The sequence below is a fragment of the Chryseobacterium sp. AG844 genome (assembly GCF_003182335.1).
Classification (GTDB): Bacteria; Bacteroidota; Bacteroidia; order Flavobacteriales; family Weeksellaceae; genus Chryseobacterium; species Chryseobacterium cupriresistens.
In genome coordinates this window covers 48,992-73,551 of sequence record NZ_QGTV01000001.1, presented here as the reverse complement: position 1 = coordinate 73,551, position 24,560 = coordinate 48,992, and the positions used below count along the sequence as shown (strand labels likewise).

Below are 24,560 nucleotides of genomic sequence, written 5' to 3'. Positions count from 1 at the left end.
TTGTCATTTAATGAGAAGAATATATACAATGGCCATATTAGTATGGACCGTTACAGAAGTCCAAGGCCAGACCCAACTTCCTTCTGGCCTTACCGGTACAATTGACGAAAATTATGTCTATACAAGAACGTACCTCGAACCTAAAACTCAAAGTGATAGCAATGCTAAGCAAATACAGGCTATTCAATATTTTGACGGATTAGGAAGGGCTAAACAAACGATTAATATAAAGGCTTCCCCAAAGGGAAGAGATATTGTAACTCCTTTTACATACGATTACTATGGAAAACCAACGCGGGATTATCTTCCAGTACCACAATCAGGAACGCAAAATGGAAAAATTTACTCACAAAATTCCTTGGCAGTTGATTTTCCGGTTGGAGATCCAGAAGCAATATACTCTGGAGAAAGACCCTTTACGGAAAAAGTGCTTGAAAAATCACCTTTAGACAGGCTTCAACAGCAAATTCAGGTAGGTAATGACTGGGCTAGCAAGCCTGTAACCTTTAAGTATGAATCCAATAAGAACGGAGAGGTTAAAAAATATACCGCTACATTTAGTTACACCACTTTTGTGGCGAAACTAATATTATCAGCTTCTTATGGATCAGGGCAGCTGTTTAAGAATACTGTTACTGATGAAGACGGAAACCAAACTATTGAGTTTAAAAATAGTCAGGGACAAGTTGTATTAGTACGAAAAGTAATCAGTGATACAGAAAATGCAGATACCTATTATGTTTACAATGATTATAATCAACTGGCTTTTGTGATTCCTCCAAAAGCCGCCATACAAGCAGATGCTAATACTGTACTAAACGAGCTATGTTATCAGTATAAATATGATGAAGGAAATCGATTGGTGGAGAAGAAGCTTCCTGGAAAAGGATGGGAATATATGGTGTATAATAAAGCTGATCAACTAATTCTTAATCAGGATACCGTTCTTAAAGATAAAGGACAATGGCTCTTTACTAAATATGATCAGTTTGGAAGAATCGTGTATACGGGGATCACAAATAATCCTGCCAGCAGGGCCTCAATGCAAAATAGTGCTAATATCAATACTAATTTATATGAAACCAGAACTTCTACAACAGGATTTATCTTAAATGGCCTTCCTGTATATTATACTAAGCTTTCCACTCCTACTGGTCTTAGTATACTGTTAAGTGTTAATTATTATGACAGCTATCCAACATATAGTTTCAACCCTGCTTTGCCAGTAAATACACCAGATATGACCGTGTTAACGGGAACTCCTACTGCTGATGGAAAAAGTACTAAAGGACTTCCGGTCATGAGTTTTGTAAAAAATATTGAAGATGATAATTGGACCAAGAATTATACCTACTATGATCAAAAGGGAAGAGTAATCGGGAGCCACTCTATCAACCATTTAGGCGGATACACAAGGATTGAATCTGAGCTGGATTTTACCGGAATGCCCCAAAAAACGGTTACTACTCACAAGAGATTAGCAGGGGAATCGGGAGTTACTATTACAGAACACTTTGAATATGATAATCAGTACAGATTACTGGTTCATAAGCATCAGGTAGATGATAAACCGGAGCAGATTCTTACAGAAAACAGCTATAATGAACTTTCCCAGCTAAATAACAAAAAGGTAGGGAATAATTTGCAGAGTATTGATTATACTTACAATATAAGAGGTTGGCTGACTGGTATTAATAAAGCGCAAATGGCAATTCCTGATTTAGGAGGAAAATTATTTTCCTACATAGTCAAGTACAATCAGATAAATGGAATTGAAAATCCCGATTCTGCACTATTCAATGGAAAAAATGTGAAGCCAAGGTATAATGGAAACATTGCGGAAGTAGACTGGAGAGCTGTGGAGTCATTAGGAGCTAACCCTCCAATTGCACCTAAAAGATACGGTTATGTTTATGATGCTTTGAACAGACTTACAGCAGGATATTACCAAAATCCTGTGAACCCTTACAGTAAAGAACATACAGAATCCCTGGCATATGATCTGAATGGAAATATTACAAACCTTTACAGAACCTCTGCTATAGAAGGAAATAATACAACCGCTACAGTTATTGACGAGCTGGAATATACTTATGGGTCCAATAACCTTACCAATCAGGCATCTGTGATTAAAGACTACAAGAATAATCCTTCAGGATATGAAGGCGGAGGTGGTAATATCCAGTATGACCTTAATGGAAATATGTGGCAGATGCCGGATAAAAATATAACCAAGATTACATATAATCATCTGAATCTTCCCAATAAGATTGAGTATGGAAACTTAGGGCTCTCTGGCCTTCATAATTACCTGTACAGCGCAGACGGAGTTCGGCTTCAGAAAAAGCTTCCTAAAATTGAATGCGGGATTATCAATTGTTATACTGTAACTGAGATTACTGATTATCTTGATGGATTTCAATATTATCGCAACGAATCAGACAATAATGGGGGAGGCGGTATCGAAGAACTCAGCATGATCACCGAAAAATTAAAATATGCATACGAACAACAGGCTTACAGTACTGAAAGTGGAATTACAATGGCACAGGCAGCTCCATTAGGAATAACTGCTGTTAAGACTCCTCAACTCATGTTCTTTCCTACAGCAGAAGGTTTTTATGATTACGGGAAAGATCAGTATATTTACCAATATAAAGATCATTTGGGAAATGCCAGGATAAGTTATGCAAGAAACAGCGCAGGTTCTCTTGAAATTACAGATGCTAATGATTATTACCCTTTTGGAATGAACCACTTAAAAACAGGAAATGCTTTCTTCGGATCTGGAAGTTATAAGAATTACAAATATAATGGTAAAGAGCTTCAGGAGACGGGGATGTACGATTATGGTGCAAGGTTTTATATGGCAGATATCGGACGTTGGGGAGTATTAGATAATTACAGTGAGAATTATTTTCCTATTTCCCCTTATAGTTATGTAGCAAATAATCCAACTAAATTTATTGATATAAATGGTGAGTGGATATATATTAATGATCAAAATGGAACCCAATACAGATATCATAATGGTGCAACACAACATCAAGTAGATGGTAAATGGACCAATGTAGATGCAAGTACTCAATTATCAGATTATGTTGTTCAGACTATAGCAGGTTTAAATCATTTAGACAAAAATACTTCAATAGGAAAAACAATGATTGGATATTTTGATCAGGCACAAGGCAAAGATGGAAAAATAAGAGATATTTATTTTAATTCTACGAGTGATGTTTCACATATAAAATATGGTATCAGCAATATAATTGAATTAAACCCATCAGACAAAGGAGTTTGGACTACTTTGGGTAATGACTCTAAATATACCCCTTTATACACCACAATAGCACATGAAATGGGGCATATTTACGAAAACTATGCTTTAGGAATAACCTCTCAATCCGATACAAGATTTGGACCTAACAGTACCACAGCGGAAATATATGGTACGCACGTTGAAAATATTGTAAGAGCAGAGTCGGGTCTACCATTGCGAACAAATTATGGTAGTACTTGTGGAGGTTCTACTTGTATTCCTAATGATGAAGGAAGGTTGATAGACAACGCAGGAAGTAGTATTTATTATAATAAAAGTGGAGGTCAAATATCTCCTACTCCTAGTGTGGAAAGTATTCTTAAGATAAACGGCAAAATATTGCAAAACCGATATAATTATATTGGAGCTGCCGGATATTATAAATTGCAAAAATTCAAAAATCGCCCCAGATAAACTATAAACTTTTGAAAATGAAAAATTTTTTATTATTATTTAGTATTATGTTATTTTCTTCTTGTAACTCCCAAGGAAAGATAACTATGAGACAAATGAATGAAAACTTACTAAAAGATAAAAATTCTATTACCTATCGTGATCCCAAGACAATAAAAATGCTTACAGATACATATAAGGTTTTTAGATTGTTAGGTGTAAAGTCTTGCGATATAGATCCTGACAAAAAATATTCTCAGATTTATATAGAAGACGGTTTCCACGATGAACAAGGTTTTTACAATGGGATTTTTATAATAAATAATAAAAATATTTGTGAGGTTACCACAAGTCCTTATAAATTACATCAAGACAGTGTTTCCTATACTAAAGTCAAGGAAAAAGATATTTCATATGGTGAAATGGTTTTCTACACTAAAAAATTTTCTATCGAAGATTTTAAGAATAAATATCCTGATGAATATTTCAGGTACGAATTGGTTAGGCAAAATAAAGTCAATGCTTTTGAAAAGTGTTTAGCAATTGATCAATATACCCCAAAATCAATTGTTTATGCTCGAAGCCATTACTTTACAGGAGAAAAAGTGCAAACTTATAATTTACCAATAAAGTATAGTGATATTAAAAATGGTATAGAAGAATTACCTTATTTTAAGGAAAATAAGAAGAAGGAATTTACAGAGTGTATCAATGAATTGAATATATTAAAAATACACAACTCATCGATTAAAAGTTCATCTTCTCAATAATTTAATTACTGTAATCTTTTACAATTATAGTAACAAAGCCTCGCGATTGCGAGGCTTTGTTGTAGTATCTTGGGATAAATCTCGACATCTGATGAAAATATTATATTTTAAGCTCTTACCTATAATCTTCTAATAGGGTTAGAAAGGTATTTTTAGTAAAAAAGGAGAATAACGTATTGATGAGAAATGGATTTATTTTTCCAAGCCAATAAATGACAGTTGAAGCCAAATGAGTCTTGTCATTTATAAGTAAAAGATAGGTGAGCTATTTTACTGTCTTATGAAAACGTCTATCAATTTCAAAGCAGTCAAAACAGATTCCGAAGCACACAATTTCAGAAGAAAAACCTTCGATTATATAAAAAAGGATCTTACGGTAAAAAATGAATATTGGGTAGAAAATAAGATTTCAGATAGGCTAAAATCAATAGAAGCATACTGTAAGGAAAAATCAGGAAGGAAATTACAGAAAAATGCAATGCCGATTCGTGAAGCTGTAGTTGTCATTAAAGAAAATACAACGATGCAAGATCTGCATAGGCTCGCTAAAAGGCTTGAAGAAGAGCTGAGAATAAAAACTTTTCAAATTGCCATTCATAAAGATGAAGGTCATTATGATAAAGATTCTAAAGTATGGAAACCTAATTATCATGCTCATTTGGTAGCAGACTGGCAGGATTTGGAAACAGGGAAAACATTGAAACACCAATTCTTTCATTATTCAAAAATGCAGGATATTACTGCTGAATGCTTGGAAATGGAGAGAGGTATTTCAGGCTCTAAAGGAAGACTGGAAGCCATTGAATTTAAAATCCAAAAAAAGGAAAATGAGCTTGTATTATTAAATAGTAAGATAGCTCAAATGAAGGCAAAGCTCAAATCTAAAAAGTTTACAGATCTTATTGTCAAGGAAAATGACTTTTTAGGTTTTAGCAGGATCAAAATAGATAAAACGATTGAAAACTATGAAAGAGTTTTTAAATCATATAATATAGAACTGCTTAAAAATAAAGAAATTCTTCAATCCAAAACTAAAATCATTACTGAGCTTCAACAAAAGAATATTAACTTAAACAAAGAAGTTTCACAGTTAAAAAACAAGCTTTCCAGCATATTGTCTAATATTGCAGTATATACAAGAGAAAAGGAAACTTATTTTAATTCTGTTAAGGATACGATTATAAAATCAATCCAATTTGAAAAGTTTAAACAGCCTAAGTTATTTGATACTACCAAAGAAAAACTCATAGCAATTGTTGATCGTATTTGTAAAAAAGTTTCTGAAGAAAACAATATTCCTTTTTCATCACTAGAAGAGATTTTTAAAAATCCTGACATCAGCTTAGAAATATTTTCCTTACTGAACATTTGTGATCATAGAATACAATATAATACCGAAGATATTCCGGTTCAGCAAAAAAGAAAAAAGATAAAGAGGTCCTAAGTAGCACTGCAAAAAATTCATAAAAGAAAACAAAGGTATTGTTTCAGATTTTTAAAAAGACAAGTTCAGGTCCAAAGGATACGACAAAAATCTCCACCTTGCAGGTTGTATTTTTTATCATAAACTTGCTTTTTAAAATCTTCCATAATGAATTTTTGGCTTTCTTTTTTCCTTTTTTCTTTTGAAAAATATAATTGGTCGTCGCGGAATTAGGGGTAGTAGCTTCAAATTCTATTGAGAAGACACATCTAAGGACTATTTTCCTTGAGAATCATATAAACACCTTATTTCTTTAAATCCTCAATACCCTTATATGATTTAAAAAATTGTTCACGTAATTTTTCTATTCTTTTATGCGTCAAAATCAAAAAAATCCTTGAGAGAAATTCCTAAGAGATTACAAAATTTTGCTATTGTATAGATTGTCAATCCTCTTTTATTGTTTTTACTTTCCCAACGATTTAATATTTGTCTGTCAATTTCGTATTTTTTAGAAAATTCAGATTGAGACAAACCAGTATTAGCTCTTAGAAACTTAATTCTATCAGCAATTTTATTTTTCAGCAAAATATCTTCCTCGTTGAGTCCAGCCATAACGCAATTTTGCAAAAAAACACAACTTTCATGTAATCCATTTGGATTACATGAAAGTTTTTGTATATTTGTAAATAGTAAAATGCAATTATTCCAATAGAATTAAAAATATTGAAGCAATTGCTTAGAATCTCGCATTAGAAAACTGGTAATTTTTATGTGTACGAGAAGATAAGTAAATTTGCTCACGACCGCGGCGTGGGCTCTCTTATCGTACACGGGTATACCAGTGCCTCTAATGCTATAAGTTGAGTTCCACGCCTTTTCTTTTAGGCAAGATGTAGTTGAGTTAGCGTTTTGATGCAAAGAATTCATCTTATTGATTGAAGCAGTTCCTTCCAGCAATAAATTAGCTAAAATATACTGCTATGAAAAGAACACACTCTTTGCCTCGTATGCCCACTGATCATCAGCTATATGAGTTGCTGAAAAAAGGTAATCCGATCTCTTTAGAACATATTTATTTACGATACAAAAGACTTCTTTTCTGGCTCGGAAGACAAATGCTTGATGATGATTTTGTAGTAGAAACGCTTGTTCAGGATACCTTTCTCAAACTTTGGCTACACCGTGATTCCATTGAAACTCCGAATCATATTCTTGGCTTTTTACGGTTTGTTTTGAAAAGAGACTGCATTACATATTTCAATACTCCGAAAAATAAATTCGCACGCTTAACGGCATCACTTGAAAGTTTTGAGAACTATCAGGATTATCTTATAGGTTTTGATCCCCAGAATGATAAAGAGAATCTTCTCAATCAGGAATCTGAACAAAAGAAATTTGATGAAGTTAAAAAGGTTGTAAACGTACTCGATCACAAAAGAAAACACCTTATTGAACTTTGTCTTGAATATGGTTTTCAATACAAACCAATCGCAGAAGCAATGGGAAGTAGTGTGACAGGCATCAGCAATGAGGTGAGCAGAGCTATAAATGATCTTCGGAAAATTATTAAAGGAAGTTCTTTAGAACATCCACAGAAAAAAGCTTCAGCTAATGAAGAGCAGTCAGATAAACTTACTTGCCAACAGCTCGAGATATTAAAAAGAAGGTTTGAGCAAAAATCCTCTTTCATAGTAATTGCTAGGGAGCTTAAACTTTCTGAAAAGCAGGTCCAGCGGGAATTTCTATATGCTTATCAATATCTACAAAATCGAAATACCTCTCAAATCCCTTTTTGAAATGGAAAAATCAACGATTACCCTTACCCGAAAAATTCAGTTGCTGATCGACGTTCCTTCCAATGAAAAAAAAGAAATATGGGAAAAACTCTACCGTTATCAGAATAGATGTTTCCGAGCGGCAAACTTAATCGCTTCTCATTTGTATGTTCAGGAAATGATCAAGGATTTCTTTTACCTCACCGAAAAAATACAATACAAGTTAGCTGATGAAAAAAAAGATCAGATGGGAATGTTTGACCGTTCGAAAACAAACAGCACAGCAAGAATGGTCTTTGACCGATTCAAAGGAGAAATCCCAACAGATATTCTGGGAAGCCTGAACAATACAATTCAATCTACTTTCTCTAAAAGCAAAGCCGATTATTGGCAGGGAACAAAATCACTTAGAAATTATAAAAGAGACATTCCAATCCCACTTCCGATTAAATGCATCAGTAAAATGAAGTATGATCCTGAAAAGAAAGCATTTTGCTTCAATATGTTTGCGATACCTGTCAAAACATACTTAGGAAAAGACTACGCTGATAAGCGAGTGATTATGGAGCGCCTATTAAAAGAAGAGATAAAGCTTTGCAACTCACAGATCCAACTTAAAGACAGGAAAATATTCTGGCTTGCAGTTTTTGAATTTGAAAAGAAAGAACATCTTTTAAAACCCGAAATTATTGCTGAAGCTTCCCTGTCTCTGGAACATCCAATAGTTGCAAAAGCTGGCAATGTACGAATCAATATTGGCTCAAAAGAAGAGTTTTTGTATCGCAGGCTCGCAATTCAGGCAAGTCAAAAAAGGATTCAGGACGGTGTAGTCTATGCCCGTTCAAGAAATGGAGTAAAACGGAAACTGAAGGCATTGTATAAAACAAAGAATCTGGAAAGCAGATACGTAAGCAATCGTCTTCACGTGTACAGTCGGCAGCTTATAAATTTCTGCATTCGGCAACAAGCGGGCACACTCGTTATTAAAAATCAGGAAGACAAGATCGGGATTGCAAAAGATAACGAATTCGTGCTTCGTAATTGGAGTTATTATGATTTGCAGACCAAAATAAAATACAAAGCTGAAAAAGCTGGTATCGAATTAATCATTGGATAGCTGAAAAAATAATGAGGGTGCTTGTACACCCGTAGGGTGAGGTCTTGAAACACTCACTAAGTACTTACTGTATATACAACGGCGTGGGCTCTTTTTTTATATGTATGATATGGAAAGAAAATACATCAGAGAAGAAACATAAAAACGCTTTAGAGAAATGTTGGGAATAAAGCAAGAGGCTTAGCTATTGATTAGATGATAAGTGTAATCAGGAGAAATTTAACAAGCAAACCTCAAACTCCATTAGAGGAATTTTTGAAAAGCCAACTGTTAAAGTAATAATTTGATATTTTAGATGGGGATATGAATTGTGGTAAAGGCTACTTTATCTTTGTATATTCCAATGAAAAGAGATAGTATAATACCAATTAAACCATTCTCAAACTCTCTTAAATCTACTAATCGAAAAAAAATCCAACCAAAATGAAAAAAGGTGCATCTTAAATTATATACGACATGTTTTGTCGCTTTGCAGATATATCTTTGTATTAGTAAAATATGAAAGTCAATAAATCTCTTTGAAGGGGAAATAAAAAGTTTTAATTTTGAACGCATTAAAAAACACAACTATGGAACAATAAATTTACTACTCAATTTGTGTATTTCTGATATACACAATAATTAAATCACTATTTATTTAACAATTAATAAAACACAAGTATGAAAAAACTCTACGTGTGTGCATTTTCTTTATGCACTATTACGGGCATATTTGCCCAAGAGGTACTTTGGCAGAAAGATATAAATCCAGTTCGCAGGATTTTTTAAGCCAGATTACAACGACTATTGACGGGCAATATCTTGTCACAGGAAGTTCTATTCAAAGTGATAAACTCCAACAGAACAGCAAACAAAACAACGGTTATGATTTTCACCTTGTAAAACTGGATCAGCAAGGAGAACAGGTTTTTGAAAAATATTTTTCAGGAAACAATCACGACTATCTATCTTCAACGGTCACTACTCAGGACGGAGGATTCCTTATTTCTGGAACATCATATTCAGGCAAGGGATTGGATAAAAAAGAGGATTCTAAAGGAGGATCAGACATTTGGTTAATTCGAATCAATGAATTTGGAGATGAGTTATGGCAAAAGACCATAGGAACTTCAGCAGATGAAGAAGCCAGATCAGTTATTCAAACAACTGACCAGGGGTTTATAGTAGCAGGCACTGTCCAAAACTCATCAAAAGGCTACGGTTCAAAAGATGTACTTATCGTTAAATTAGACAAAGACGGAAAAGAATTATCCCAACTCATTTTTGGTGGTATGGCGATTGATGAAGTAGAAAAGATGATCCCAACCCGTGATGGCGGAGCATTACTTGGAATTTACTCCAGAAGTTTTATCAGTGGTACAAAGAAAACAGAAAACTACGGTGAAGGAGATTATTGGATTATAAAGCTCTCAAAAGACGGAAAAATTGACTGGGAGAAAAACTTTGGAGGAAAAGGAGATGATCATATCAGAACCCTGGCCTCAACTTCTAATGGTTACCTCATAGGTGGAGAATCCAGATCAGAAAGATCAGGCAATAAAACTGTAGGAATAGAAGAAGGAACAGATTTATGGCTTATTGCATTAGATCAAAATGGGAATGAGCAGTTCCAAAAATCTTACAACTTTGGAAACAGAGATATTCTAATGAGTATGAGTGTTCTTCATTCAGCAGATGACAAATCTACAAAAGGCGTGTTATTAGGTGGCTACACTCAGGCTGAAGGCAGAATACAAACAGGTGATGAAACTTTCTGGATGTTATATTTAGATCAAAATGGAAATGAGCAGTGGAGAAAACACGTAAAAGGAGAATCCAGAAAGAAGGAAGAAAGACTTTCGGATTTAAAACTTAACAGGGACGGCTCTATTGTTCTGGCAGGGACCAGTGCTGAAGAACTGGGTAAAGAGAGCTGGAAGATTGTAAAGCTGGGTGACAAACAGGTTGATCATTTAATTGAAAAATACGATATCAAGATTTATCCGAATCCTGTATCTGATTATGCTTACGTAGAAATTGGCTTTGATTTTAAGGATGCAGATATTTTGTTGTATGATATGAGCGGAAGACAGCTTCAGAGTATAAAAACGAAGAATAAAGTGACTAAGATCAATACCCAGGCACTCATTCAGGGAGCTTATCTGGTGACCATTAAAACTGACACGAATAAAACGGCAAGTGCCAAATTAATTAAGAAATAACACGATGAAAAAAACGAAACTAAGCGTTCTTTTATTAGGAATATGCCTGGGAACAAATGTTATTGCACAAGATAGACCATCAGAGAGTTTATCTTTAATAAATGGAGTAACTACAAATAATGATTTATATAATGGAACCTTAACTGTTGGAATTCCTCTTTATAAAATACCTGTTGGAAATATGGAATTATCCAGTCAAATATCCAATACTCCCACAGGATTTGACCCAAAATCTGATGAAAGTATTTTTGGAATGGGCTGGTACGGCAATCTCTTTGGACAAATTACAAGGGAGGTAAATAAAGATTTTCTTTTAACAAATTTTTTTGTGAATGATCCTGAAGTTGTAGGGATTATAGCAGGCCAGGAGCTGAAAGATAGAGAAACCCAAGACTGTATTATCCAAAGTCAGGAATTTACTAGTGGATCACCTACTAAAAAGCAAATTTTAGAAAACCCTAACTCATATGTTAAAGCTGATTTCAAACCAGATAAATTTTATTTTGATTTTTTCGGATATAAAGGATATTTTGTATTTGATAACAAAGGTGTCCCTATGGTGTTTTGTGAGAACGCTAAATTGCAAGTGTTAGGACCAGGTTCTCTTGCTTCTAAATGTTACTCTGTAACAAGTCCAATCCCTTTTGACAATATAAATATTAACCAAATAAGAATCATTGATGATAAAGGAAATACTTTTTATTTTGGGGGTACATTTGATGCTTTAGATGTTAATTATTCCCAATATCGTAATACAGGTACATGGTATTCTTCTAATTTAGGAGCTAGAGGATACAGTACATATTCCAGAGCAGGTTATATTGTGTCGTGGTATCTAAAGGAAGTAAAGCTGGCTAATGGAGAAACTATAGTTGCTAATTATAAAACTGGAAATTCAAGTATACTTTCACCATTTCTTCAGAAAACATTGGTAAACCCTGGTGATTCATTTCCAACTTCTTTTCCATCCCAGGCAGATCTAACTCAAGCCAATATTGATGTTACCCAATCCAGGGAATTAATTGCGGGAAGTACAGATGCAATAATAGACATTCAAAACTTTACCAAAAGAGCAATTCTTCAGAGTGTAGAAGTTCCAGGAAAGGAAATTAAAATCAATTATAACTATATAAAAGACATTAACAATCTTATCCATTTAAACAATATAAATGTTAATTATTTTGGAAAGACAGAAAATATTGTCTTTAATCAATTACCATTGGGAGGAACAAATTACAGATATTTTATGGAATCGTTATTAAAGAATGATCAAAAATACTCTTTTGAGTATTATAAGACTGATAATTTGCCCAATAAATATTGGAATGGAGTCAATGGTTACGGATTTTGGAACGGTACTCAATATTCAGGAATTGGAAGTAATAAAGATTATATTGATGCAACCTTATTGAAAAAAATTACTTATCCTACTAAGGGATATTCAATTTTTAATTACGAAAACAGTGATTATTCTAAAATATCTACAATTTCTTCTGCACCACCATTTACTCCACAGGCAATAGATTACAACCCTAATCCTGCATATGCAACTACAAGTAGAATTGCATCTAAAATTGATTTTGACGGACAAAATAGTTATATTACGAATTATACCTATAAACTTGCTAACAATGCAAGCTCTGGGATTAGTGGAGGAAAAATTAAATTTAGTCAGGTAACTGAGAACATTAGTAACAAGGGGTATACCGAATATTTTTTTAGTGATTATATTACTAATCCAGATGTTAACTCTGCTAGAAACTACAATTATACCACTAATGCTTATATTAACCATCTTCAGGGCAGGCATTATGAAAGAGGAAAGCTTTTAAAGAAAAAAGAATATGATTCTAATAATAAATTATTAAAAGAATATCAATATGAATATCAAGGTTTTCTAAGGCCTGAAAGTGAGCTTGTAGACTTAGCATTAAACAACTGTACTACCTGTAAAATTTCTGATGAAAACTATTATGTTTACACTGAAGTTAATGAAAACCACGTACAGAATGGATTCTCCACAAGAAGTTATACAATGTATATTCCTGTCATTCCATATTTGTTGAAGAAAGAAAAAGTGATTGATTATCTTAATGATAAACAAGTTTCAGTAGAAACAAATACAAAGTACAGGGAATCCAATATATTCTGGCATCCTTACCCAGAAGAAGTTCAGTCTACAACATCTACAGGAACAAGCATTAAAAAATATGTATATCCATATGAATTAAAAGCTGGATGTCCAGGTTTAAGAGGGTGTTCTGATGATACTACCATTGTAGGAGGGCAGTTTGCCAGTTATTCGACAATGGTTAATTCTAATATCTGGACTCCTGTTATAGAAATTGTAAAAAATGAGAACAACAAGTATTCTCTTCAGGAAAATCTATTTCATACCTGGCCAATTGTACCTAAAAAGATTAGAGCTTCCAAACTTAATGCTGATCTGGATTTTACAAACTATAAGATCAGTCTAGATAAAACTGTAGATCAGGTAAATTATGATGTAATAGATAATAGAGGTAATTATATTCAAACAACAGATAAATTAGGTATTCCAACAGTAACAATTTACGGATATAAGCAAAGCCTGCCTATTTTAAAGATTACAGGTCTTACGTATGCACAGCTTATGCAAACATTAGGGCAGCCAACATCTTCTACTGATTATTTAAATCTTAGTATAGTGGCTAAATCTAATGCAGATATAGATACAGCTTCTGAACAGAGTTTAGTTGATGAATTAAATACAGTAAGAAATAACCCTTCTTTAAAAAGTTATCCAATTACTACCTATACTTACGATCCCTTGATTGGAGTAACAAGTATTACCCCTCCTTCAGGAGTTAGAGAGAATTACATCTACGATTCGGCAGGCAGACTTCAGAAAATAGTAGATGTAAATGAGCAGATTGTAAAGGAAATGAAGTATAACTATAAAAACTAAAACACGATGAAAAAAATAATAATTCCTATAAGTGCTTTGTTTATCACAAGTATTTTACAAGCACAGCTTACTACACTTCCTAATACAGAAAACTATATCCAAAGTAAAACATATCTTGATTATAATGGCACCACAGCTACAAAATCTTTAGAAACTGTCCAATATTTTGATGGGCTGGGAAGACCAAAACAAATAGTCAATGTAAAAGCATCACCATTAGGAAAAGATGTGGTTACTCCTATTGAATATGACCTGTTTGGAAGACAGGTAAAAGACTATCTTCCTATTCCACAAGGAGGCACTTTAAACGGAGCCATTACTCCCAACCCTTTAAGTAATCTCTCTAGTAGCCCTTATGGCAATGAAAAGATTTATTCTGAAAAAGATCTGGAAAAGTCCCCTGTGGACAGGATTATGGAACAGAAACAGGTAGGTAATGACTGGAATGGAAAATCCATAAAGTTTGGGTATGAAGCAAATTCTACAGAGGACAAGGTAAAAAAATTCATTGTTACTACCATGTGGGTAAATGATGCTACAGAATCAGGAATCAGTAATAATGGAATGTATGAAGAGGTCAAATTGTATAAAAATATAGTAACTGATGAAGACGAAAATAAGACCATAGAATTTAAAAATGGTAAGGGACAAACTATATTGGTAAGAAAGGTTATCAGCGCTACCGAAAATGCAGATACGTATTATGTTTATAATGAATATGATCAGTTAGCATTTGTTATCCCCCCGCTTTTATCTGGGTTGGCAAGCTGGGGAACTCTACAACGTGATGCTTTAGCTTATCAGTATCGTTATGATACCAAAGGCAGGTTGGTGGGAAAGAAACTCCCTGGTAAAGGTTGGGAGTTTATGGTGTATGATAAAGCAGACAGGCTTGTAGGAAATCAGGATGCAGTATTAAGAGCAAAAGGACAATGGTTGTACACGAAGTATGATCAGTTTGGTAGAGTTGCGATTACAGGAATTGGAACTGGAGGGGAAAGGTATGAAGAACAGAATATTATTAATGGATATGCTTCCAACAATGTCAATAGAATAGATACTTCCTTTTTTGAAAGACAGGGAATGAATGTATATTATAACAACCCTGACACTACCTATCCCAATGCGAGTAAATGGGTTACCTTATTGTCTTTAAACTATTATGATTCTTACCCAGCATACAGTTTTAATCCTGCTTTTCCTTCGGCTATTCAGGGAGAACCTGTACTTACTGAAACTCCTACATCTGACGGAAGGAGCACTAAAGGTATGCCTGTCATGAGTTTTGTAAAAAACATCGAAGATGACAGCTGGACAAAAAACTATACGTATTACGATACAAAAGGAAGAGCTATTGGAAGTCACTCTATCAATTATGTGGGAGGATATACCCACACAGAATCTAAGCTTGATTTTGCAGGGGTTACCAAGCTGGCTATTACCCGACATAAAAGATTAGATACCGATACGGAAAAAGTCATTACAGAAACATTTGAATATGATCACCAGAACAGGTTACTTTCTCATAAACATCAGGTTGATAGTAACCCTGTAGAAATTTTAACCCAGAATACCTATAATGAAATTTCCCAGATTACCAATAAAAAAGTGGGAGGAACAGATCTGGCGAATCCTCTGCAATCTATAGATTATAAGTATAATATCCGTGGATGGTTAACCAAAATCAATGATCCAGCAAATTTGAATGGAAAACTCTTTGGATATGAAATCAGGTATACTAATCCCCAATACACCAATTTAGCTTCAGGAAGGTATAATGGGAATATAGCAGAAGTAGATTGGAAAAACGCTTCAGAAGGTGCTTTGAAAAGATATTCATATTCCTATGATCCTCTTAACAGACTGAAAGATGCTATATATACAGAACCTGGGGCTACCAATCCGTATAATAATAATTTCAATGAAAACCTGACTTATGATCTGAATGGAAATATCATGACCCTGAAAAGAAATGCTTATCCTGTATCAGGAACTACAGCCACACAGGTAGATGATCTTGAATATAAATATACAGGAAACCGTCTGAATCAGGTAATAGAACATTCCACTAACAGTTCAGGATATGAAGGAGGAAACAACATTATTAGCTATGACCTCAATGGGAACATGACTGATATGAAGGATAAAGGTATTCAGTCCATTGCCTACAATTACCTTAATCTGCCTAATGCTATTTCAATCCAGAGTTTTGATTATATGGACAGACCTATCAATACAGGGATATCACACCTGTACCGTGCTGATGGGGTAAAGCTTCGTAAAACAGTTTCACAGCAGTTTTATATGGGGCTTCCTACCAGCCGTATGACAGACTATCTGGATGGCTTCCAATATTCATATGATGACAACGGAGGAACATGTTTGACCTGTAAAACAGAGACGGCATTTGAAGTACAGGCTTATTCCAAAAGACCCCCACTGTTTCCTCCTGCACCTGAATGGAAATTAGAATTTGTACCTACCACAGAAGGATTTTACAGTTTCGCAGAAAACCGTTATATTTACAACTATAAGGATCATTTAGGAAATACAAGGATCACCTTTGCTAAAAATAATGCTGGAATGCTTGAGTCAATAGACACCAATAATTACTATCCATTTGGATTAAACCATATAGGAGGATCAAATTACTCAAACTTTGGAAGTTATTACAACTATAAATTTGGAGGTAAAGAACTACAGGAAACTGGATGGAGTGATTTTGGAGCAAGAATGTATATGAGTGATCTTGGTAGATGGGGAGTTATTGATCCACTGGCCGAAAAGATGACAAGACATAGCCCTTATAACTATGCTTTTAACAATCCTTTGAGATTTATTGATCCTGATGGAAGGCAGGCAACAGATTGGTATCGTAACAAGACGACAGGTAATTATGTATGGAAAGATACTAATAAACAAATTGCAGGCTATGAACATTTAGGCAAGAAGTATCAATTTGGAGAATCCTATAATGGACAGGACAGGATGTATTATCTGCATGCCAATGGTTCTGCTACAGCTAAAACAGGTAATAATAGTGTTACCCTTGCCCATGTTGAAAATGGCAACTCAATTAGAACCATTAACGGTGAAAAAATTACTTCATCTGCAACCAGTGTAAGTGGTTTGGCTGCCCAGGTTTCATATAATCAAAAATTAATAGGACCTATTGGAGTCACAGGAAGCGTTGGTTATGTAGCAGATTCAAATACGGGTACTTTTGGAGGGAAATTTTATTATTCCTATGGATGGTCCTTGTCGAACAGTAGTGGTTTTTCAGCTGATTTTAATACAATAAAATTTACAAATCCAGATAAACTGTTTGATTTGAAAAGAGATTTTCAAGGGTTTGGAAATAGTTTCACATCTGGATTTGGGGGAGCTTTTTCTTGGGGCGGATCTTCTGCTACTCAAAAGTTCTTTGGTGTTGATAATACAAGCGGTAATGAATGGGGTCAATATGATGGCGGATATTCTACATTTGGATTTTCTTACGGTTTGTCAAAACCCGCTTTTGGAATATCAATGACAAGAACAAATACTAAGTTTTTTAAACCTGAAAAAAACAATTAGAAAATGACAGATAAAAGCAGAAATGTACTAATAATTTTAATCGTTATTGCTGTGGCAATTTTATATAAGTTTATTTTCCCCTTCAATAAAGAAGATGGCTTTTTAGATGAGATGAAACAGAAAGACATAAAATCAAAAGTGTATAAAAAAACTATTGATTTTGAAAATCATGGTATTCCATATATTGTGTATGGGAAAAAGGATAGTATAATTATTTATAGAGATTGGGAAGATAAGATAGAAATAGGAGATTCAATATTAAAACCTAAAGGATCTCTAGAGCTTATAATAAAAAATTCTAATAAATTTGAGTTGTTTAGTTATGATAATCAAGATTTAAAACTGCCTTCACCATAGAATAAAAAAAACGCTGTTTTGGAGGTTTTTAGAATAAATAAAAGTGTAGCCCCAACAAGGGGCTATTTTTTTAACTCTGTTCCGCAACATAGACAATTTCTATCATTAGTAGATCCCAGATGTGATTGAAGTTTAGTAACTATTTCTCTCGATGTTTGACTTTGTCCAAAAGATCCTTGCTGAACATAACTATTTAACTCAAAGAATATACTGTTAAGGATACAGTAGAAGTAATTATCCTTTATTATCGATCTTCATACTCATAATCAGGAAAGTTTCAGACAGTTTATTTTATTCTTTTTAAGACTGAATAGATAGATTTTATTGAAAACTTTGAAAGATCTGTATTCCATAATGGGATATTTTCTTTATCCTTCCTTTATTAGAAATAACATATTTGTCTTCATAATCTGGCAATGGCTTCCATTGCTCATCTGGGAGATCTTTCAGAGAGAGGTTCAAAATGGCTGGTGGATTCTTCTTATCAATTTTAGGCTTACCTAGCTTCTCCCAGAGAAAACTGTTAAATAAAAGTCCTGAATTAGCAATTATACGAATTGATTTTAATTTTTTGTCTTTAGGCAGATTTTTAACCTTTTGTAATATAATCTTTGAAGCATCAGCTTTCCATTGTGGTTTATTTTTATTGATGATGATAAGTGTTTTACTATTTAAATCAAATTCTTTTATAAAGCAATAATACAGGAATCGAATAATCTCAATTGATATTTTCTTTTTTTTATCAGCTAAATTATCTAATATGACATACATTGAATACACTGTATCATCTTTAAATTCTACATATTGAGGAAGGATATAATCTTTTTTAAATATCCTTCTTCCTGTAACATTCCAAGCTCCCCATCTTTTAACTCTTCCCTTATTGGAAATTGAATACTGCTTTTCAAATCCTGGTAATGGCTTCCACTGCTCACCAGGAATATCTTCTATGGATAGATTCATACAAGCAGGCGGATTCCTTTTATTAATCTTTGGCCTGCCTAATCTCTGCCATAATTCTTCATTGAATATACGTTTTGAAGTATCTGTTGAGTTAAAATCCTCTTTCTTAGGAGGCTTGCTTTGCAGAAACCAACGATATCCTCCCGTAATTAATACTTCATTGGTTATAGCTGAATAAATTGCAGTTACACTGATGCCAAAAGCTTTTTCAGCAGCATAAAAACTATCAAAATGAGCAACAAGTTTGCCTTCAGTAGTGTATTGGCTAACAGGTTGTAGATAGAGTATATGTCGATTTTTAATTCTGTTTTTTTGAAATACTTTCAAACTTCTTTCACTAGCTGAAATCTTCTTTAAATTACTGCTATGCAAATGAAGCCTATTACCATCTATGGTCTCAATGTAGATGCGCTGGTCATTCATATCAAATTTTTCAACAAAATGATAGTATACCAAACGGGATATAGGTTTTTCAGTTTTTTTTCCATCAATTGATAACCTTCCATTAACATTATAGAAATAACGATTAAGGTATTTATTAAAATGTTTAATAAAAACTAGCTTCAAAATCATTTCTGGTTGATATCTTTCTTTACCAAATAATGAAGGAGCATCACGCTCAAGACTCTTTATTCTTCCATAATTAGAAATTGCATAATTCTCATAGCCTTCGATAAGCTCCCACTTTTCGTCAGGCAAATTTTCCAAAGATCTATTATAAATAACTTCTTTTACATATTGGTCTTCAAATTCAGGAGGAAGTTTCATTGATCGGAATATCGTTTGTGTTTAATTGTACTTAGAGTAATTCGAATTTAAAACGAAATTTAATAATATCAAAATTATTCTATTTAGATAGTTATATCGAGCATTATCTTTCCATTTTGCTCTTGACAAACAATGTCTCAATTACCAAATTCTTTAAATAATATTTAAATGATTTTTTGAAAGTTTTATTACGGTGGGTGGGAGATTTCTTCCCGTAGTGATACTCAAACAAACTGTCAGATTTTTTTTAATTTTCAATTATCGTAATTGGGGGTAGGTAGGGTAAGTGAATTTCATAAACTATTAGAAATTTATAATAAATAATATTATAAAAAACTTTATTTCATACATTTTACCCCACCCACCCCACCCAGACCCTCGACTAAAACAACTGTCAGAAAACTATAATGCATTATTATTTGCATGGAAAAAGGCAATGGTAAATCCCCAACTACAAAAGTACCCCCACCTAATCTCTCTCAAAAAATCAAATAATCCTTTATAGTAGAATTTACGACAATTTAATACCTGTAAAATATTTTGAGTGAATAGACTCAACCCACTTTCTCTTTACCCCCGTACTAGTCCGTTAACTTTTTCCCTAGCCCCTCCCAACTGTCAAACCTGTTCTCGTACAGTTCTTTTGCTGTATGTGGTTTTTGCAGATCTATTTTTATTTTTCCACTTACTATTTTGTACTGATGATACTTTTCAAACTGTATGTTTTTATTGACAGTTTTTGTTTGTGTGGCCTGTAGTTAAAAATATTTTAAAAACTTTAATTTTAAAGTTAAAATCTCTGTCAATTGGCATGAATATTGAGTTTTTTAATATATTAAAGAACTGTTTTAAGTTCTTTTTTCTACATAGATTCTCATAACTATATATAAAAAATGCCTAGAAGTGCAACGAACACAACTAGGCAGTATCAATAAATTTTAACTACACTAAAAATTATCGACATGACAAATTTACAAAATTGTCTTGATACTGCTAGTATCTATGTAGGAACGTACGCAAAGTATAACAACGGAAGTCTTAATGGTAAATGGCTCAATCTTTCTGATTATTCAGACTATGACGAACTACTTACAGCAATGTATAAAGTGCATTCTGATGAATCTGACCCAGAATTTATGTTTCAGGACTACGAACACTGTGAACTTTTTGAAAAACTAGGATTGATTAGTGAGGTCATTTATCTTCTGAAATCTACGAAATAGCCCAGCAAATAAACGATTCTGGGCATGATTTAGAAGTTTTTGAATCTTACCTTGATTGTGTTGGAAAAATGAATTTCCAGAGTGTTTATGACGGTGTAATAAACTATTATATGGGTGAGTATTCAGACGATGAAACATTTGCTCAATATATTTTAGAAGAAAGTATTCCCGAAAGTCTACCAAACTATATCTATATTGATTGGGAAGCTACGGCAAGAAATTTAATGTATGATTATTTTGACAGTAATGGGCATTATTTCCGTAACTAAAATACAATCAGATTCAAATAGATTCAATGAAATTCACTCCGAGCATATTTTATCAAAAGTATGACTAAAAAGGTGACCAAACGTAAAAAAGTGACCAAAAATAAAATGCAACTTGCTGTAATTTAGCGAGTTGCATTTATTGAGTGGTAGACCCACAGGGATTCGAACCCCAGATGACTGAACCAAAATCAGTAGTGTTACCGCTACACCATGGGTCTGTTTCTATGCCGCGAAATTATAGAAATTATTTTAAATATGAAAATCTAAATTAAAGATTAATTAACATAATTAGTAAGAAGATAGCTTTATGTATTGATATCCAAAGAATTATTTTTCAATAAAATTTTTAAAAAAATCTTCTTCTACCCATAAACAATAGATTTGTGGATATATTGTTAGATTGAAAGAGTAGGGCTTACATTAATTTGTCCGATGGATAATAACATCCAGCCTCCTTTTCCCAGCTTCAATCTGTTAAATAATAAAACCTTATCTTTGCAAAAAAATTGGGCTCCAAAAGTTGGAGTAACCCATTAATAACATATCCTGAGCAAAGCAAAAGGATTATTAAACATTTTTTATGTCAAATATTGTCGCAATCGTTGGACGTCCCAATGTAGGAAAATCCACGCTTTTTAATCGTTTATTAGAAAGAAGAGAAGCTATTGTAGATTCTACAGCTGGTGTTACCAGAGACCGTCACTACGGAAAATCAGACTGGAACGGAGTAGACTTTACGGTAATTGATACCGGAGGTTATGATGTAGGTACAGATGATATCTTCGAAGAAGAAATCCGTAAGCAGGTACAATTAGCGGTGGATGAAGCCACTTCTATTATCTTTATGATGAACGTGGAAGAAGGGCTTACTGATACGGACCACGAAATTTACAGACTTCTCAGAAGATCCAACAAACCCATTTATATTGTTATCAATAAAGTAGATTCTTCCAAGGAAGAACTTCCTGCAACAGAATTCTATCAGTTAGGAATTGATAAATATTACACACTTTCTTCTGCTACAGGTTCAGGAACAGGGGATTTGTTAGATGATATCGTTAAAGATTTCCCTACTACAGAATATAAAGATCCATTTGAAGGATTGCCTAAAATTACGATTGCAGGTCGTCCAAACGTAGGAAAGTCCACGATGACTAATGCTTTATTGGATGTTGAAAGAAATATTGTAACCGATATCGCAGGAACTACGAGAGATAGTATCCAGACTTTATATAACAAATTCGGACACGAATTTGTGTTGGTAGATACTGCGGGGATGAGAAGAAAGTCTAAGGTAAACGAAGACCTTGAATTCTACTCTGTAATGAGATCGATCCGTTCTATCGAGTATTCTGATGTAGTGATCATCATGGTGGATGCTACACAGGGATGGGAATCTCAGGATATGAATATCTTCGGACTGGCTCAGAAAAATAGAAAAGGAATCGTAATCCTAGTGAATAAGTGGGATTTGATCGAGGACAAGCAGACCAATACGATGCGTGATTTTGAAAAATCAATCAAAGATAAAATCGGTCAGTTCCAGGATATTCCAATCTTATTTGTTTCAGCGTTAACGAAACAAAGAATTCTGAAGGCTGTAGAAGTAGCTATGCAGGTTTATGAAGACCGTAAGAAGAAAATTAAAACTTCAAAACTGAATGAAGTAATGCTTCCGATCTTCGAAAATACACCACCGCCGGCATTGAAAGGAAAATATATCAAAATCAAATACTGTGTTCAGCTTCCTACACCGTCACCACAGTTTGTGTTTTTCTGCAACCTTCCACAGTATGTGAAAGAACCATATAAAAGATTTACTGAAAATCAGCTGAGAAAAGAATTCGGATTTACCGGAGTTCCGATTGAAGTGTATTTCAGACAAAAATAATAGAACAAATGTTCATCGGAAATCTCCGGCAAGCGAAGCTTGCCGGAGATTTTTATATCACCCAACCAGACTTTCTCTTCCAGCCCGATCTTTCAATTCGTTTTTTAGTTGTAATTTTGCGGCAATTAATATCAATTAACTGAAATTAAAAATAAAATTTTCATGCTTACTATTTTATCGCAACACTTTTCTCTTGTCAACGAATGGATTAACGAACTTAGAAACGTTACGATCCAGCATGACCGAATGAGATTCAGAAGAAATATGGAAAGAATCGGGGAGATTGCCGCTTTTGAAATCAGTAAAGGACTGGAGTACAGAGAAGTTGAAATTCAAACTCCTTTAGATACAATAAAAAGCAGGGAAATAGCCGTGCAGCCGGTTATTACAACCATCTTAAGAGCAGGTGTTCCGTTATTCGAAGGAATCCTGAACTATTTAGACAGAGCAGACTGCGGTTTTGTGGCAGCTTACAGAAAACATGATGCCAACGATTATTTCTCAATCAAACAGGATTATCTTACCTGCCCAAGTATTGAAGGCAGGCCACTTATTGTAGCTGATCCTATGCTTGCAACTGGTGCTTCTCTTATTGAAGCCATCAAAGATTTGCTGACCAACGGAAATCCAACCCAGCTTCATATTGTTGCAGCCATTGCATCGAAACAGGGAGTAGAAACTGTTCAGAATGCATATCCTGAAGCTCATATCTGGGTAGGAGCAATTGATGAACACTTAACTTCAAAAGGGTATATCACACCAGGACTGGGAGATGCCGGAGATTTGAGCTACGGAGAAAAACTTCAGCGATAATTAAGAAAGATTCCAGAAATCTTTTATTAAGTTCAATAATAAATCAGGTCGTACTTTATCCATAGGATGCTTTGTATCCGGAAGTACGGCCAGTTTTGCATTTGGAAGGCTTCTGTAAACCCTTGAACTCTCTTCCAGCGTTACCATATTATCTTTATCACCCACCATGATTTGAACCGGAGTGGTAATCGTAGCAAAATTATTTTCCAGAGGAGGATTTTTACCTAAATCAATCATTAAATCAGCAATACCAGGAAGAAGCTGTTTCCACTTTGTTCCGTGCTGTGATTCTAAAAGCTGGGCATACTGCGGAATTTTTTCAAGAATAACATCCGGATTAAGCATCTTACTTTCTTTTAAAGCCTGTTCTTCAGTCCAGTCGAACTTTGTGCCCAGTGTTATAACAGAATTTACATTGTCAGGATTTTCCATTGCGTAGCAAAGCGCAACATAACCACCCATGCTGTGCCCGAAAATTGATACATCTGTCAGATGGTTCACTTTACAATACTCGGATAATTCCTCGACATACTTTTTAATATTGAGGCCGCCTTCAGGAAGTTCCTGGTCTCCATGTCCTGAAAAAAGAGGAGTATGAACTGTAAAATAGGATGACAGAACATTCAGATAAGGTTTGAAAATGTCGCTGTGACCTAAAGCTCCGTGCAGTAAAATCAGATTGGGCATAGTTGTATAGTTTCCTGAAAATTAGGAAAAAGAATTGAATCGTGAAAATGGATGAGGTGGAAGCG

General features: G+C 34.1%; 16 protein-coding genes and 1 tRNA gene. 13 read left to right on the top strand and 4 right to left on the bottom strand.

Annotated elements, in window-relative coordinates:
• Window positions 1-10: 10 nt before the first annotated feature.
• The 3 genes from DEU40_RS00320 (at window position 11) to DEU40_RS00310 (ending at window position 5,926) form a co-directional block, all read left to right on the top strand.
• Window positions 11-3,733, top strand: coding sequence for a DUF6443 domain-containing protein (locus DEU40_RS00320; protein WP_228406413.1), 3,723 nt, complete (start codon window positions 11-13; stop codon window positions 3,731-3,733).
• Between the two features lie 17 nt (window positions 3,734-3,750).
• Window positions 3,751-4,482 carry a hypothetical protein gene (locus tag DEU40_RS00315; protein ID WP_110008014.1) on the top strand — a complete coding sequence of 244 codons (732 nt, stop codon included), beginning with the start codon at window positions 3,751-3,753 and terminating at the stop codon, window positions 4,480-4,482.
• A 478-nt stretch (window positions 4,483-4,960) separates the two neighbouring features.
• Window positions 4,961-5,926 (top strand): hypothetical protein, encoded by a 966-nt coding sequence (locus tag DEU40_RS00310; protein ID WP_137905772.1) that lies wholly within the window; start codon window positions 4,961-4,963, stop codon window positions 5,924-5,926.
• A gap of 351 nt (window positions 5,927-6,277) precedes the next feature.
• Here DEU40_RS00310 and DEU40_RS00305 read toward each other — a convergent pair whose 3' ends face one another.
• Window positions 6,278-6,520 carry a helix-turn-helix domain-containing protein gene (locus tag DEU40_RS00305; protein WP_110008012.1) on the bottom strand — a complete coding sequence of 81 codons (243 nt, stop codon included), beginning with the start codon at window positions 6,518-6,520 and terminating at the stop codon, window positions 6,278-6,280.
• A gap of 368 nt (window positions 6,521-6,888) precedes the next feature.
• On the opposite strand from DEU40_RS00305, the gene DEU40_RS00300 reads away from it, so the two are divergent.
• The 6 genes from DEU40_RS00300 (at window position 6,889) to DEU40_RS00275 (ending at window position 17,881) form a co-directional block, all read left to right on the top strand.
• Complete coding sequence (locus DEU40_RS00300) at window positions 6,889-7,704, top strand: RNA polymerase sigma factor (RefSeq protein WP_110008011.1); 816 nt, start codon at window positions 6,889-6,891, stop codon at window positions 7,702-7,704.
• A 1-nt stretch (window position 7,705) separates the two neighbouring features.
• The gene (locus tag DEU40_RS00295) at window positions 7,706-8,800 is read left to right on the top strand and encodes a hypothetical protein (protein ID WP_110008305.1); all 1,095 of its coding nucleotides are present in this window, start codon (window positions 7,706-7,708) and stop codon (window positions 8,798-8,800) included.
• A 677-nt stretch (window positions 8,801-9,477) separates the two neighbouring features.
• A complete protein-coding gene (locus tag DEU40_RS00290) occupies window positions 9,478-11,001 on the top strand; it encodes a T9SS type A sorting domain-containing protein (RefSeq protein WP_228406412.1) in 1,524 nt (507 codons plus the stop codon).
• Between the two features lie 4 nt (window positions 11,002-11,005).
• Window positions 11,006-13,948, top strand: a complete 2,943-nt coding sequence (locus DEU40_RS00285; protein ID WP_110008010.1) for a hypothetical protein — start codon at window positions 11,006-11,008, stop codon at window positions 13,946-13,948.
• A gap of 6 nt (window positions 13,949-13,954) precedes the next feature.
• The gene (locus DEU40_RS00280) at window positions 13,955-17,524 is read left to right on the top strand and encodes a DUF6443 domain-containing protein (RefSeq protein WP_110008009.1); all 3,570 of its coding nucleotides are present in this window, start codon (window positions 13,955-13,957) and stop codon (window positions 17,522-17,524) included.
• A 3-nt stretch (window positions 17,525-17,527) separates the two neighbouring features.
• A complete protein-coding gene (locus DEU40_RS00275; RefSeq protein WP_110008008.1) occupies window positions 17,528-17,881 on the top strand; it encodes a hypothetical protein in 354 nt (117 codons plus the stop codon).
• Between the two features lie 321 nt (window positions 17,882-18,202).
• Here DEU40_RS00275 and DEU40_RS00270 read toward each other — a convergent pair whose 3' ends face one another.
• A complete protein-coding gene (locus DEU40_RS00270) occupies window positions 18,203-19,612 on the bottom strand; it encodes an NUMOD4 domain-containing protein (RefSeq protein ID WP_110008007.1) in 1,410 nt (469 codons plus the stop codon).
• A 962-nt stretch (window positions 19,613-20,574) separates the two neighbouring features.
• On the opposite strand from DEU40_RS00270, the gene DEU40_RS22740 reads away from it, so the two are divergent.
• Both DEU40_RS22740 and DEU40_RS22735 read left to right on the top strand, forming a co-directional pair.
• Window positions 20,575-20,835, top strand: a complete 261-nt coding sequence (locus DEU40_RS22740; RefSeq protein WP_181397916.1) for an antirestriction protein ArdA — start codon at window positions 20,575-20,577, stop codon at window positions 20,833-20,835.
• Entirely contained in the window at window positions 20,823-21,104 is a 282-nt protein-coding gene (locus tag DEU40_RS22735) for an antirestriction protein ArdA (protein WP_181397924.1), read from the top strand. The genes DEU40_RS22740 and DEU40_RS22735 overlap by 13 nt, the downstream gene beginning before the upstream one ends.
• A gap of 144 nt (window positions 21,105-21,248) precedes the next feature.
• On the opposite strand, the gene DEU40_RS00260 is transcribed toward DEU40_RS22735, so the two are convergent.
• Window positions 21,249-21,322: transfer RNA gene (locus tag DEU40_RS00260), tRNA-Gln, on the bottom strand.
• A gap of 362 nt (window positions 21,323-21,684) precedes the next feature.
• Between DEU40_RS00260 and der the strand changes: the two genes are divergently transcribed.
• Together der and upp are read left to right on the top strand one after the other, a co-directional pair.
• Window positions 21,685-22,995, top strand: a complete 1,311-nt coding sequence (gene der / locus DEU40_RS00255; protein ID WP_110008006.1) for a ribosome biogenesis GTPase Der — start codon at window positions 21,685-21,687, stop codon at window positions 22,993-22,995.
• Between the two features lie 162 nt (window positions 22,996-23,157).
• Window positions 23,158-23,808, top strand: coding sequence for a uracil phosphoribosyltransferase (gene upp, locus DEU40_RS00250; RefSeq protein ID WP_062676151.1), 651 nt, complete (start codon window positions 23,158-23,160; stop codon window positions 23,806-23,808).
• On the opposite strand, the gene DEU40_RS00245 is transcribed toward upp, so the two are convergent.
• Window positions 23,809-24,495: an alpha/beta fold hydrolase gene (locus DEU40_RS00245; protein WP_110008005.1), complete on the bottom strand. Its 687-nt coding sequence runs from the start codon at window positions 24,493-24,495 to the stop codon at window positions 23,809-23,811.
• Window positions 24,496-24,560: the final 65 nt, after the last annotated feature.

What these genes read in the sequence shown, in the direction of transcription:
- DEU40_RS00300 (WP_110008011.1), top strand. Translation starts at nt 6,889, where the DNA reads ATGAAAAGAACACACTCTTTGCCTCGTATGCCCACTGATCATCAGCTA.
- DEU40_RS00305 (WP_110008012.1), bottom strand. Translation starts at nt 6,520, where the DNA reads ATGGCTGGACTCAACGAGGAAGATATTTTGCTGAAAAATAAAATTGCT.
- DEU40_RS00320 (WP_228406413.1), top strand. Translation starts at nt 11, where the DNA reads ATGAGAAGAATATATACAATGGCCATATTAGTATGGACCGTTACAGAA.
- DEU40_RS22740 (WP_181397916.1), top strand. Translation starts at nt 20,575, where the DNA reads ATGACAAATTTACAAAATTGTCTTGATACTGCTAGTATCTATGTAGGA.
- DEU40_RS00310 (WP_137905772.1), top strand. Translation starts at nt 4,961, where the DNA reads ATGCCGATTCGTGAAGCTGTAGTTGTCATTAAAGAAAATACAACGATG.
- DEU40_RS00245 (WP_110008005.1), bottom strand. Translation starts at nt 24,495, where the DNA reads ATGCCCAATCTGATTTTACTGCACGGAGCTTTAGGTCACAGCGACATT.
- DEU40_RS00285 (WP_110008010.1), top strand. Translation starts at nt 11,006, where the DNA reads ATGAAAAAAACGAAACTAAGCGTTCTTTTATTAGGAATATGCCTGGGA.
- DEU40_RS00275 (WP_110008008.1), top strand. Translation starts at nt 17,528, where the DNA reads ATGACAGATAAAAGCAGAAATGTACTAATAATTTTAATCGTTATTGCT.
- DEU40_RS00295 (WP_110008305.1), top strand. Translation starts at nt 7,706, where the DNA reads ATGGAAAAATCAACGATTACCCTTACCCGAAAAATTCAGTTGCTGATC.
- der (WP_110008006.1), top strand. Translation starts at nt 21,685, where the DNA reads ATGTCAAATATTGTCGCAATCGTTGGACGTCCCAATGTAGGAAAATCC.
- DEU40_RS00280 (WP_110008009.1), top strand. Translation starts at nt 13,955, where the DNA reads ATGAAAAAAATAATAATTCCTATAAGTGCTTTGTTTATCACAAGTATT.
- DEU40_RS00315 (WP_110008014.1), top strand. Translation starts at nt 3,751, where the DNA reads ATGAAAAATTTTTTATTATTATTTAGTATTATGTTATTTTCTTCTTGT.
- DEU40_RS00270 (WP_110008007.1), bottom strand. Translation starts at nt 19,612, where the DNA reads ATGAAACTTCCTCCTGAATTTGAAGACCAATATGTAAAAGAAGTTATT.
- upp (WP_062676151.1), top strand. Translation starts at nt 23,158, where the DNA reads ATGCTTACTATTTTATCGCAACACTTTTCTCTTGTCAACGAATGGATT.